Annotated in this window: 8 protein-coding genes; 4 read left to right on the top strand and 4 right to left on the bottom strand. The window is 47.2% G+C overall.

Annotation, left to right across the window (positions count from 1 at the left end):
* Positions 1-136: 136 nt before the first annotated feature.
* Positions 137-1414, bottom strand: coding sequence for a serine hydrolase (locus NDI35_RS19685; RefSeq protein WP_445314200.1), 1278 nt, complete (start codon positions 1412-1414; stop codon positions 137-139).
* Positions 1415-1593: 179 nt separating this feature from the next.
* Here NDI35_RS19685 and NDI35_RS19680 point away from each other — a divergent pair, with 179 nt between their 5' ends.
* A complete protein-coding gene (locus tag NDI35_RS19680) occupies positions 1594-2700 on the top strand; it encodes an N-acetylmuramoyl-L-alanine amidase-like domain-containing protein (protein ID WP_445314199.1) in 1107 nt (368 codons plus the stop codon).
* A gap of 298 nt (positions 2701-2998) precedes the next feature.
* On the opposite strand, the gene NDI35_RS19675 is transcribed toward NDI35_RS19680, so the two are convergent.
* Positions 2999-4456 (bottom strand): D-alanyl-D-alanine carboxypeptidase, encoded by a 1458-nt coding sequence (locus NDI35_RS19675; protein ID WP_510182640.1) that lies wholly within the window; start codon positions 4454-4456, stop codon positions 2999-3001.
* A 154-nt stretch (positions 4457-4610) separates the two neighbouring features.
* The gene (locus NDI35_RS19670) at positions 4611-4946 is read right to left on the bottom strand and encodes a ribbon-helix-helix domain-containing protein (RefSeq protein WP_039886507.1); all 336 of its coding nucleotides are present in this window, start codon (positions 4944-4946) and stop codon (positions 4611-4613) included.
* A 93-nt stretch (positions 4947-5039) separates the two neighbouring features.
* Between NDI35_RS19670 and NDI35_RS19665 the strand changes: the two genes are divergently transcribed.
* The 3 genes from NDI35_RS19665 (at position 5040) to NDI35_RS19655 (ending at position 6695) form a co-directional block, all read left to right on the top strand.
* Positions 5040-5294 (top strand): hypothetical protein, encoded by a 255-nt coding sequence (locus NDI35_RS19665; protein ID WP_445314198.1) that lies wholly within the window; start codon positions 5040-5042, stop codon positions 5292-5294.
* Between the two features lie 227 nt (positions 5295-5521).
* Positions 5522-6037, top strand: a complete 516-nt coding sequence (locus NDI35_RS19660) for an HNH endonuclease (protein ID WP_190660760.1) — start codon at positions 5522-5524, stop codon at positions 6035-6037.
* A gap of 259 nt (positions 6038-6296) precedes the next feature.
* Complete coding sequence (locus tag NDI35_RS19655; RefSeq protein ID WP_445314197.1) at positions 6297-6695, top strand: alr0857 family protein; 399 nt, start codon at positions 6297-6299, stop codon at positions 6693-6695.
* Positions 6696-6805: 110 nt separating this feature from the next.
* Here the strand turns inward: NDI35_RS19655 and NDI35_RS19650 are convergent, their stop codons facing one another.
* Positions 6806-12625 (bottom strand): CHAT domain-containing protein, encoded by a 5820-nt coding sequence (locus tag NDI35_RS19650; protein ID WP_445314196.1) that lies wholly within the window; start codon positions 12623-12625, stop codon positions 6806-6808.
* Between the last annotated feature and the right edge of the window lie 743 nt (positions 12626-13368).

The following is a 13368-nucleotide window of genomic DNA, read 5'->3' as shown; positions in this document are numbered from 1 at the left end:
TTTTAGTGCATTAAAGAGAGCTATAATGTATTCGCATTCTGCCACATCTCTTGATGAGATTATTCGCGCTTATTGTGCAAGTTAGTGTCTCATTTTTATTTGAAATAACTATAGAGTCAATCCGCCCTACTCCCTATCACTGCAAAGTGCTGGGACCGCGAGCATTTAGCCGATCGAAAACGTATCGGGAAATAGCCGGAAATGCTGTTTCGTCCTTGGCATAAGCCGGATCGTCTGCAAAAACAACTAAGATATAAATCGCGCGATCGTCTAAAGTTCTAACAAATGCCGCTTCGCTGCGGGAACCAGAGGTATAGCCTACTTTGGAACCAAAATAAATATTAGTTGGTAAAGACTCGCCGAGAAATCCTTTTATCGAGTTGCTGGGGTCATTTTTCCAGGCCTTGGGGTCTAAGTCTCTCGTCAGCAAGTAAGCCATTTTGCGGCTGGCGACGCTGGAAACCGCTTGCCTAGTATAGATTTCATATATTAATCTGGCAGCTTGGTCGGTTGTTACTTGATTGCGAATCGGCTGGGAAGCATCGCCCCGCAATTGTAAGTCGCGACCGATTGGACCTTCTTGCCTCAAATAGTATATGGGATAATTTTTGGTGCTTATACGAATATCATTGTAGCCGGCTGACTGGAAAAATGTGTTAATTTGAGTCCGCTTTTTCAGCCAGGTTTGCAATTCTTCTCCTGCGAGCCGTCCGCCGGATTTTGTATCTGTGATTTTGTCTAAAAGCCTGCTGGCCGCATCGTTGTTGGAGACGCGAATCATTTGATCTAGGTCGTTTTTAAAGGTAGATTCTCGTTGCGTAATGAGGCCTTTTTCTATAGCTGAGTAAAAGGCGGCCATCCAAAATAACTTGGCAACGCTAGCGGGAAATCGGAGAGTTTGATTTTGATATCCGGCGAAGGTGTGAGTTTTGGAATTGCTGACATCAAATAAGCTAATTGATAGCCGTTCGGCAGGCAATCCTTTGCTGGTTGCAATTTTCACAGATTCATCAACAATCCCTTGCAATTCTTGAGAGTAAACGGGATTGGGAGGTGTTTTGATGTTGTAGCTAAAGGTAGGCTCGCTTTGACGAGCGGCTAAATTTTCCGAGGGTTCAATTGTCGGAGGCGACAGTGTTTCTTGAGGCGAGACGGCCTGTTGAGCCAAAATGACTGGCGGTTCTGGGGTACGGCGAATTCTGAACGGTATTGTGACAATCCAACCGATCGCGATCGCCCCGGCAATTAAGCACAAGATGTTACGGTACTTTAAGCGAGAAAATTTCGTCCTGACTCGACGACGCGATTGGACAGGACGCTGGCTGCTTTGGCGTCGTGGCCCGATTGGGCCTAGGGGCTCGATTGGGCGTCGGGCGGGAATTGGGCGTGGGCGGCGTCGGCGTTCTACTTGCATTACAGTTTTGTGCTATCAAACTCGCACGATCAGTTTATAATAGGGCGGCATCTAAATGACAAGTGTATCGATCTAGTCCGCTGTTGCCAATTTTATCTGTCTACTAGGCTGATTGAGACTTCTAGTAATTGTAAAATTTTCAGGATAGCACTGAGTTGAAGCAAAATCCTTTGAAAAACATGAGAAATTTTTGGAGTCTGGCGGTTTTGGGATTTGCGATCGTCGGCGTCAATAATTCTTTGATACCTGATGTTTGGGCATCTCAGTCTCAATCTGCTACGGGATATGTTGTCGATCGACAAACAGCAGGACAGGGCGCGGATGTAGCGTTTTCCTTGACGGGAGAAAGCGAAAATCGGGAAATAACAAACAAGCAAACTGTTTCCAGTTTTCCGAGTATGTTGTGGGACTTCAACAATTTAGCGGAAATTTCCTATTCTGAATTGCTGAAGGTGCTGGCGAGACGATCGGACTCAAATAATACTGAGAGAGAAACCATTTCACAACCTGAAGACATAGCACGTTTTGAACAGGTTGTACAGTATGCAAAACAACAAAATTTGCACGATCGCTCGATGGGAGAAATCGTCCAGGCGATCGCCGATAATTTCCTAGGAAAACCCTACGCCGCTGGTTTGCTGGACGAATCCGGCGAAGAAAAGTTGATTGTAACTTTGAATAAATTTGATTGCGTGTTATTTGTAGAAACTGTTTTGGCGATCGCCAGGGGGGTAGCAGTACAAGATTACGACTATCAAAATTTTGTCGATCGCATAGAACAACAGCGGTATTTAAACGGTAAAATGAACGGTTATTGCAGCAGATTGCACTATTTTTCCGAATGGATTAACGACAATCACAAACGCCAAACTGTGGAAAATATCACCGCTGAATTAGGTGGAGTGCCCATGAATAAAACACTAAATTTCATGAGTCAGCACCGCAGCAGTTACCCGCAAATGGTCAAAGATGAAGCAACTTATCAGTGCAGAGTCAGCCAAGAAGCAGACTTAGCCAAAACTACTGTTAATTACATCCCGACAAATCGGATAAAAAGTGTTTATTCTCAGTTAAAACCAGGGGATATTGTAGCAGTAGCCACGGATGTTAAAGGATTGGATGTCACCCACACGGGTTTAGTTTATCGGAATGCTGACGGGAACCTCGGTTTAATTCACGCTTCGCCGGCTGGGGAGGTGACAGTTGCTTACGACTTGCAGAGATATATTAGGAGAGTCGAAAGTGCGATCGGCATTGTGGTAGCTAGGGCAAAAACCCCTAATTAAATTGGTTTGTAGTCCTAGGGTGTATCAGCTTGCATTATTTTATCTCAAAATTTAAAATTTCTGTGCTGACGCACCCTACAAACTAAAGAAACGGGGTTTTTTGCCAAATTTACGGGTTGCCACGAAGTATTTTTGTAAAAAAAACCGGTTTCTGGGCCCCCATGCGTCAGCCTCAAATCCTATCGTTTCCGGTTGCATCGGAATAATAAAATCGACTCAACAGTTAACACTCAACCATTCAGTTTTTCGACCCGCCCGTCAACAGTCAACAATAATTCCCGTGCAACCGGAATTGATATCAATTGACAATTTCGCTGCGAGATACCTTACTACTTCTAGCAGGATTTGACGTTAATTCGGGCGGTGAAACTTGAACACTTCCCCAGTCATTCAAAAAGCTTTTCAGCAAAACCTCTTGCTGAGTGCGAAATGTCTCGACATTTGGCCCGCGATTCATAATCACAAACCACACTGTTTCTTGTTTTTGAGTGGGCAGGGCTCCGCCCAAAGCGCTAACATTATCCAATGTGCCAGACTTGATCACTGCTAATTGGGGAAGCGGCCGTTCTGATAGTATTCCTTGATCTTTCCCAACCACAGTTAAGACATCAGCAACTGTCATGCTGTAAGGTTGAAGATAGCGTTCTAAAGCTATAAATAACGCGCAAGCAGCCCGGGGAGAAATCAGATTTTCTTCGCTCAATCCCGAACCGTTGACGAGTTGAATTTCTGCGGGAGGAACTCCGGTTGCTACTGCTGCTTTTTGCGCGACAGTTTTGGCGCCTCCGACAGTATCAGCTAGCATATCTGCCATGAGATTGTTGCTGTACTGATTCATTTTTTTGATCAATTCAGCAAGAGGCAAAGAATAATGTTTGACTAAAGGCTGCACGTCATTGGGAGATGCTGGCAAAACTTGTACAGTACCCTCAATTGCTATTTGGGGTTTTGGCGTATTTGGAGGCAGGGTTTGATACTGGGCGGCGGCTTCGCTGGACCAGATTTGACTGTTCAATCCTTGTCTGAGCAATTCTCCCGATTTGAGGGGATCAAGTTCAAAGTTCATGTAAAACTTATCGACAATTATCAAATTGCCACTGACTCGCTTAATCCCTTTTTGACTTAAGGCGTTACCAAGGGCGATCGCCTCTTCCCAGACAAACAACGGATCGGCGTTTCCCTGAACAATTAAATCGCCTTTTAATACGCCGTTTTCAATTTTTCCCGTTGTACCAATTAAGGTAATAAATTGATGTTCCGGCCCGAATTGTTGCAGCGCTACGAGAGATGTTGCTACTTTTGTAATAGAAGCGGCTGACAGAGGAACGGTACCTTGATGATTGGCTAGCAAAGTATTGCCAGATTGCATCCAGACGCCTTGGTTTTCTTTGGCAAAACCTTGGGCTGCCAACCCGTTGAGATATTGCTGGATTTTGGTATTTGTGGGGGTTTCAGGATTGGTAGCAGAGACTATTAAGGGCTGAGGCTGACTTGGTTTAACTGGCGGCGGGGAGGATTCAGCTACAGGAGAGGGAGATGCAAGTTGAGGTGATTCAGTAGCTGCACATCCGGCAATAATTGTGAGAAGGGCGATCGAACTCGCAGCAGTCAAGTAGCGGTTTTTCAGCATTACTTTAATTTTTTTCATCAAATGTACGATCGTCTGTTCGGCACGCCCGATGGAAAGTTTAGCATTCTTCTCGCGCGTGGGGCGAGCCTCCGGATCTGCGTTACCAAACTCCCGAACCGCTAACATTGCCTATCTTCTTCCTTCTCTCATCTTTCTTCGCGCACTTCGCGTCTTCGCGGTTCGTTAAATATATCTCCTTGAAATGCTTCGGAAACCCATCTTCAGCGCCTGGGGCCTTCACCCCAGGCCGATCGCTCTCACAAATTTTCGATAAACTGGTTTATCCAGCCATACTCCCTATACTCAGCGGCACCATTTCGCCGTGCATCGTCAGGCCTAATAACATCGGCCCGCCCGGTCGAATCAACTCTCCTGTAAGCGCGCAGCGTTCCTCCTGCTGTGCTGTGGCATTAATGCTGGCTCGAATATCCGATCGAGAAAACATCTGCCGATACTCTCCAGACTTCTGCTGCACGTAATTCCAGAGCAAATCTCGAATCAAAGCTTGATAGCCTTGATTGCCCGCGAGCTCTTTAAGTCTCTCTTTGAGTTCTCTTTCGAGTCGAATGCTGGTGACTTCCATTTCGGTGGTTGAGGTTCTAGGTAGGGTATGCATAATTTTTTCTCCGTGACGGGTGGACATATGTGTAATATCAGTGTAGTATGTTTAAAGCTAGATTTAAAGGTCTCTTACCACTTTCTGCCGACTTTGAAATTTCTCCCCACCTACTCCACCTATCAACTGAAGTGCGATCGCCCCACGGGTCGCTCCGAGTCGTTACGGCACGTCTTTAGCACGGGTTTTGCGACTGTTGCAGCGACCTCGTGGGCGGGCCAGGGCATAAATAAACACGGTTATAGTGGATTAGGAGAAATTGCAGAAATTAATTACAACGAGGTAGACCGGGACGGTCTCCAAGTGGCACAGCCAGATCGAGATACGCGAAGCGGGAGGTACAGCTAAACGACTGTACCGAGACAGGATGAAAATTTGCATGAACGCAGTTTTTCTAGCCCCCGCTTCTAAGTAAGAGAAGCGGGGGCATTTGATTGGATATTTGAGAAATTCGATCGGCTTGGGGAACTGGCAAAAAATCAGATGTAGCCAATGCTGACGAAGCAACCAAAATTCAAAATTCAAAATCTAAAATCTAAAATCTAAAATCCAAAATTGACGAGGAGGAGCAAGCCGTGACCGTAGTAACTGATGTATTGAGGCAATCTGTGGTGGTGTTTTCTCAGAATTACCTACCAATGAGCCGTGTCAACATCAAACGGGCGATCGTACTGTTGGTAACAGGCAAGGCTGAACCTCTTGATTTTAGCATTGGCAACGGCTGGCTGGTGCGATCGCCCAGCACCAGCATCCACGTACCCGAACAAATCCGCTTGACTTTTGGTAACAGGGAACGCCTGTGGAAAGTGCCCCCGGTCAATCGCCGGGAAGTTCTGCGCCGCGATGCTCATTCTTGCCAATACTGCGGTAGCAATCGGCATTTGACGCTGGATCACGTCATGCCTCGATCGAAGGGCGGCCCGCATACTTGGGACAACGTGGTGACTGCTTGCGAACGGTGCAACTCTCGTAAGGGTGATCGAACTCCCATAGAAGCTGGAATGTCTCTGCGAACTAAGCCGAAGGCCCCCATACACCCCACTGTTGCTTTTGCCGAACTGTTTTGGCACGAATATCAAATAGGGGAATAGGGCATGGGGAATAGGGCATGGGGCATGGGGCATGGGGGATTGGTAATTGGTAATTGGTAATAGCTAATAGCTAATAGTTAATAGCTAATTCAGTCCTGTAATTAAAAAGGATTTTAGGTCGGAATAGCAAACTTTTCATTTCGACCTATCCAATGCCCAATGCCCAATGCCCGATGCCCGATGCCCAATTCCCAATTCCCGATTACCAATTTTCAACTTTCAATTTTTAACTTTCAATTCCAAATTTAGGGCTGTCAATATGCTGAAGTTGACTTACACTGAAACGGGCTTTAACCTAGAGCGTTTGGCTCAATCTCCCGAACAGTTAGTGGCGCTGCGAGTTGTGCTGGCTATGCGAGTTGGTCAAAGCATCAGCGTCGAACCGAGCACTGCGGCATTTTTGCTGCCCGCGAATTTGTCGGCGCTGCCTCTGTTGGAATCTGAGGCGCGCCGAAACGACAACGATGCGATCGCCCTTTGTGTTGCTGATGCTGACTTTGTAGAAGTGACTCTGCGCGGTACGTGGATTTCTGATGCGTCTGAGGGGGCTGACGGCGTGTTTGCGACGGTGTTGGGCGATCGGGCGGAGCTCTTGCTGCTCAAACTCTGGCTCGAAACTCAGGCTGCTGCGGAGGTTGTCGGGGAAGTCGGCGATTAATATCGGATGTGGAAGGAAGAGGGAACAAGGAAGAGGGAAGAAGCAAGAAGGAAATATTTTATTCCTATCGCACTCCCCCACTTTCTCCCCCTCTCCCGCCAGAAGCGCACTCAATTCCATTCTCCTTGCAGCCCAAAAGCGGCCCAATAATAAGGAGATTGCCATTCTGGAAGCTGTAGCACTTCGATTTGCGCCGATCGCAGTGCCGCAGCAGGCGCCAACTTATCTTGGAGCATTTTTTTGTAAAATCGTGTCATCAACTCAGAAGTTACTTGATCCTCAACACTCCACAGAGAAACCACCACGCGCGGCGCCCCCGCATACATAAACCCTCTCGTCAAACCCACCAACCCTTCTCCTTTAATGTCTTTTCCCAAACCCGTCTGACACGCACTCAGCACCACCAACTCAGCCGGTAAATTGAGATTAAAAATATCATTCACTCGCAAGTAGCCATTTTGTAACGTACCTTTCTCATCAACCAAAGAAAGCACCAATCCCGATAATTCTGGATGTCTGCTATTAGCAAATCCGTGCGTCGCGAAATGAACAATGCGATATTGAGATAAATCGGGATTGGTTGCCGTGGTACGATTAGCCGTAAAGTCAAACGCTGGTTTTTCCAAATCATCAGGAACCAAAGCCAGAATTTGCTCAGCTTCTGTTCGCGAGAAAGGTAAGCGAGTCCAATAAATGTTTGCCTCTGATGCGGATCTCTGTAATTGTTGCGCTTCTACTGGCAGATTTTCAACAGTTTGATTCTTGGTTGCAGGCGATATACTTGTGCCTTTGAGCCGTTCGTCGTTCGGGCTAAAAACTGGATCGGCAAACAAGGCGATCGCCTTTGGAGCCGGTTGACGAGTCCCCATATCTCGCCGCAGAATAGCTAAAGTTGAAGCAGAAGGCAGATTAACAATTTCGTGCTTAACTATTAGTGGCACTTCAGATTTTTCCAGAGTAAGAGCACTGAAAGGAATGTATTGCAAGGCTCCATCCGCAACAATTAGCAAGCGCTTGTTGCCCAACTCAGAAGCAACTGGAGCGAGGATCATTTGGCTCAGAAGTTCAGCAGATTCAGCAACCATTTGAGGAGAGGTTCTCGTGGTCTCTTTGGTTAAAGTATCGCGGAAATTCTTAGCCGTGGCTTCAATCTCGGTGCGAGAAGGGAGTTCGTAACTGGTGAAAGAAGTTTTCGTCACCGCCCACAAATAACTGCGCTCCTCACCCAGAGAATATTCTAAAAGTAGCGTATTGTCATCGAGTACCTGTTGTTGAATTTGTTGCAAGTTGAGAGGTTCGGGATATTTTAGAGCAGCGTAACGAGGACTGCTAGCGCGAATTTGAGCTTCTATTTGAGCGATTTCCTTGAGAACTGTGTCGATTTTTTGTTGGATTTCATCCACAGCTTCTTGGGTAGATTTAGCGATGACAATTTGGTATTTGCGCTGTTGAAAATCACTGAGTTGTTGTTGCAAATTTTGTTCTTGTGCTAGCAGTTGCGGGTCCACACCTTGGCGAATATTTGCGCTGGCTTCGCTGAGGAGTTCAAGCAGACTGCGGGCACGAGCACGTTCGCTAGCATGAAAGGCTTGTGCGTCGTAACCTTTATCGGGATTTTTCCGGTGCAGTTGCATCAATAAATCGATGTAAAACTGGTAATAATCTTGGTTGCGGGCAAAGTAAGACTGGCGCAGTTCTTGGCTACCGATTTGAGTGCGGAGGTTTTCAATAATATTAATTGCGGTTTCAATTTCGGTTTGGGCAACTGTGAGATTATTTTGTTGGCGGTTTAAGATTGCTTGATTGTAGATAATGTGCGCTTCTTCTGTTTTGTAACCGATTTGTTGGGATAGAGATAAAGCTTGGTTATAGTTTTCAATGGCGGTAGAATGCTGACCTAAAGCAGTTTGTATTTTCCCCAGTTGATTGAGGACTGTGGTTTCTTTTACTTGGTCGTTTAAGTGTCGGGTGATTTTTAGGGCTTGGTTGTAGGGATTCAAGGCAGTTGACCATTCTTTTGAAGCGATATAGGTGCTACCAATGCCAGCTAAGGCAGTAGCTTCTGCTGCTAAATTACCTGCGGGTCTGGAGATGACTAGGGCTTTGTTGTAGGAGTCTAGGGCATTTTTCCAGTTTCCTGTAGCAGCGTGAATATCACCAATGTTGTTGAGGGTGTTGGCGACTGTCGCTTGGTCATTTAATTGATAGAATAAGGGCAAAGCTTGGTTATAGTAATCCAGGGCGCTTGTCGGGTCAGCTAAATCGGTGTAGAGTTGACCAAAACTGTTGAGGATAGCGGCTTGTTCGGCTTTGGCACCCGCTTGTTGCGATAAGGGTAATGCTTGATTGTAGGAGTCTAGGGCAAATTGAAATTGTCCGAAATGGGCGTAAATTTTACCCATTGATAAAAGCGTGAGTGTGGCTTGGGCATAGTTTTGCTCTGCACGATAGAGTGCAAGTGCTTCTTCTAACTTTTGAAGTGCAAGTTGTTTAGATTCGATGGTTCCTTGACTAGAAAGTTGATTCCCATGGATAAAGGCGACTTCAGCCGCAGAAACTTTGATGCCGGTAGCAATATCCCAGACACGGGCAGTTCTGTCCCGACTAGCCGTGAGGATTTGGCGACCATCGGGGCTAAATTCTGCACTGTTGACCTCTTCCTCATGTCCCCGGAATATCGCTAGAAGATTACCTTTGGTATCCCACAGACGAGCGGTTTTATCAACACCAGAAGTAAGGAATTGCTGGCCATCGGGACTAAATACGGCACTGTTGACTCTAAAATTATGCCCCTGAAATTCTGCTAAGAGATTACCTTTGGTATCCCACAGGCGAACGGTTCCATCCCCTCTGGCAATGAGGACTTGACTACCATCGGGACTAAATACTGCCCTGGAGTGCGTAAGCGAGGTTACATTTACATCCTTGCTGCCCCGGAGCTCGGCCTTGAGATTGCCTTTAGTATCCCAGAGGCGAGCAGTTCCATAAAGATAAGCGCTGTCCGTCAGAATTTGCCGACCATCGGGACTAAATATTGCACTTTCGACACTTTTCTGATGCCCCCGGAACACAGCCAGGAGATTGCCTTTGGTATCCCACAGACGGGCGGTTTTATCTAAACTGGCGGTGAGGACTTGGCTGCCATCGGGACTAAAGACTGCACTGTTGACCCTTCTTTCATGTCCTTGGAATATAGCCAGGAGATTGCCTTTGGTATCCCACAGGCGCGCGGTTTTATCTAAACTGGCGGTGAGGATTTGACGACCGTCCGGGCTAAATACTGCACTTTCAACAGAATACTTGTGTCCCTGGAACTCGGTGAGGATATTACCTTTGGTATCCCATAAGTGGGTGGTTTCATCACCAATTGTCAGGATATGGCGACCATCCGGGCTAAATACTGGTTTTTCGACCTTTTTTTTAGGGGGTTGAAACTCGGTGAGGATATTGCCTTTGGTATCCCACAAGCGGACGGTTTTATCGGTGGCGGTGAGAATTTGGCGACCATCTGGGCTAAATACGGCGCCCTTGACTCCATACTTATCCTCCCGTAACTGTGCCAGTTGAGCCTTATTTTTAGATACACTTTCCCGAAAAGTTTGCAGGGCTGCCATTTGCTCGGCTTGGGCAGCAATTGCTACTGATACATCCCACAGACGGGCGGTGCCATCATCACTGGCGGTGAGAATTTGACGACCATCGGGGCTAAATATTGCACCGAAACCTCTTTCATGCCCTCGGAACACAGCCCGAAGATTACCTTTGGTATCCCAAATTCGGGCGATTCCAGGGTCGATTCCATTTGCAGCCTCATTACCGGCAGTGAGAATTTGGCTGCCATCGGGACTAAAAACTGCACTGTTGAGATATCTTTCATGCCCCTGAAATTCGACCAAGAGATTGCCTTTGGTATCCCACAGGCGAGCAGTATGATCCAAACTGACCGTGAGGATTTGACTTCCATCCGGGCTAAATACGGCTGTTTTGAGTCTCTCCCTATGCCCCCGAAACTCAGCTAGAAGATTGCCTTTGGTATCCCACAGACGGGCGGTTTCATCATCACTAGCAGTGAGGATTTGGCGACCATCGGGGCTAAATACTGCACTGTTGACTCCATCCTCATGCCCCCGAAACTCTACCAATAGATTGCCTTTGAGATCCCACAGACGGGCTTTTTTATCCTGACTAGCGGTGAGGATTTGTCGGCCATCTGGACTGAATACCGCACTTGTGGCTATTCCCCCCCATAGTTTCTCAGGTGGTTTCAACTCAGCTAGGAGATTACCTTTAAGATCCCACAGGCGGGGGGTATCATCACCACCGCCATTACCACCAGCGGTGAGAATTTGGCGACCATCGGGGCTAAATTTTGCACTGTAGATTCCTAAAGAGCCACTCCCGCGCAACACAGAGAGAGGATTGCCTTGGGTGTCCCACAGACGGGTAGTTTTATCATCCGCACCAAGAGTGAGGATTTGGCGACCATTGGGGCTAAATATTGCGCGGCTGACCCCCTCCTGCCCCTGGAACTCGGTTAGGACATTGCCTTTGAGATCCCACAGACGGGCTTTTTTATCCCCACTGATGCTGAGGATTTGCCTGCCATCGGGACTAAATACGGCACTGAGGACATCATGATTGTGTCCTCGGAATATTGCCAGTTGAGCGTTATTTTTGGACACGTCTTCCTGAAAGGTTTTCTGGGCAGCTATTTGCTCGGATTCGGCAGTAATAGCGGCTGATACGTCCCACAGGCGGGTGATTTTATCCCAACCGTTGGTAAGGATTTGCCTGCCATCGGGACTAAATACTGCTCGCACAAACCCCTCATGTCCCCGCAACTTTGCGAGTAGATTGCCTTTCGTATCCCAAACTTGAGCGGTTCCATCTCTACTACTGGTAAGGATTTGGCGACCATCGGGGCTAAATCCTGCTGCACCCCCGACAGAACTCCAGTGGGAATCTCCATGCTGCCCAAACACAGCGAGGAGATTGCCTTTAGTATCCCAAACTCGGACTTGCCTACTATAGGTGAGGATTTGGCGACCATCGGGGCTAAATTTTACACTTTCGACATGATTTTCATGCCCATGCAACTCAGCGAGGAGATTACCTTCGGTATCCCACAGGCGGGCAGTTTTATCCTTGCTACCGATGAGGATTTGTCGTCCATCGGGGCTAAATACTAAACTTGTGACCGTCCTTTCATCCCCTTGGAACTGTTTCAGAAGATTGCCTTTGCTATCCCACAAGCGGGCGTTTCCATCCGAACCGACGATGAGGATTTGGCTGCCATCGGGGCTAAATACGGCTCTTGGGAGGGTTGATGAGCCACTTCCCATGCCCTTATGATCCTGGAATTCTGCTGTGAGATTGCCTTTGATATCCCACAGGCGAGCAGTATGATCCAAACTCATGGTGAGGATTTGGCGACCATCGGGACTAAATACTGCACTTCTAAGATTACTGGGATCATCAGCCCCCCGGAAGTCTTTGACGAGATTGCCTTTGCTATCCCACAGGCGGGGGGCTTCATACTCACTGGTGGTGAGAATTTGGCGACCATCGGGACTAAATACTGCACTGGTGACTTCTGCCTCATGCCCCCGGAACACAGTTAGGAGATTACCTTTGATATCCCACAAGCGGGCGGTTTGATCTCGACTAGCGGTGAGGATTTGCCGACCATCGGGGCTAAATACTGCACTTCTGACCATCTCCTCATGCCCCAGAAACATGGCGATTTGCCCGCCAAATGCTTGCACGGGTTGCTGCATTCCTGATGCGCCTAAGTTTTCTGTTGCCGGTGATTGGGATGGCGGGGGAATCCTGGGTTGGCCGCTGATGGGGATGCTGTAGGTAGTAGCAAATACAACTCCCATCACCAGAGGGAGACAGCGATGCACTTTTCGGTATTTCTCTGGCAGCATAATTGTTTTTGGGGAGAGTTAAGAATTCGGAGAGGGGGGTCAACTGAACCTTTCTCTAGCGAATCCGTAAAAGCCAAAAGCTATAGTTTCTTTTTGGATAAGCAAATCTGCTTAGCATTGGCTCATTTTTTTACTGAGGTCATCAAAATTAAGATGGGCTGGGGGTTAGTTGTCAGAAAAAATTATTTATGTTAAAGAGAAACTCTATCATTTTTCATAATCTTTGTCTGTCATTGGCTGCGTCAAGGGTGAGGCAAAGACGTTAAGAGATGTAACTTGAATCGATCGGCAGCGGGGCGTTGGCTCGTCGATGTTATTATCTTTTGACTGGCTGACTGTGGTTTGTAAAGCGAGCTGATTTTTCTCAAGGGACAGCTAGCTGGGTCTAATATCAACTCCGGTAGCATGGGAATTAATATTACCCCCAGTCAGGATGCCGCGAGAGCCTAAGTCCTCAGATGTTGCACCCCACATTCCGCACCCCCAACTGGCACATAGGCGGATTGAGGGGGTAAAAGTGAATCATCCGAGACCAAGCGTGAGTAAAAACACCCAAAAATCTGTGCAACGATCGCATCACCCAGTTAGGAATTCCTCAAAATTGACGTGAGGGCATGAATTAAATCTTCTTCACCCATAAAACGTCAAAAATCCGATCATTAGTAACTATTAATTCCCAGCATATATCGCCAGCATTATGACAATAATACATCACTGCTGCACCTACAATTACTTAAATGTAA

Origin of the sequence: Microcoleus vaginatus FACHB-2002 (assembly GCF_040004035.1) — a bacterium.
GTDB classification, from domain to species: domain Bacteria; phylum Cyanobacteriota; class Cyanobacteriia; order Cyanobacteriales; family Microcoleaceae; genus Microcoleus; species Microcoleus vaginatus_C.
Note: the sequence above shows the minus strand (reverse complement) of the source record. Positions and strands in the feature narration are given on the sequence as shown.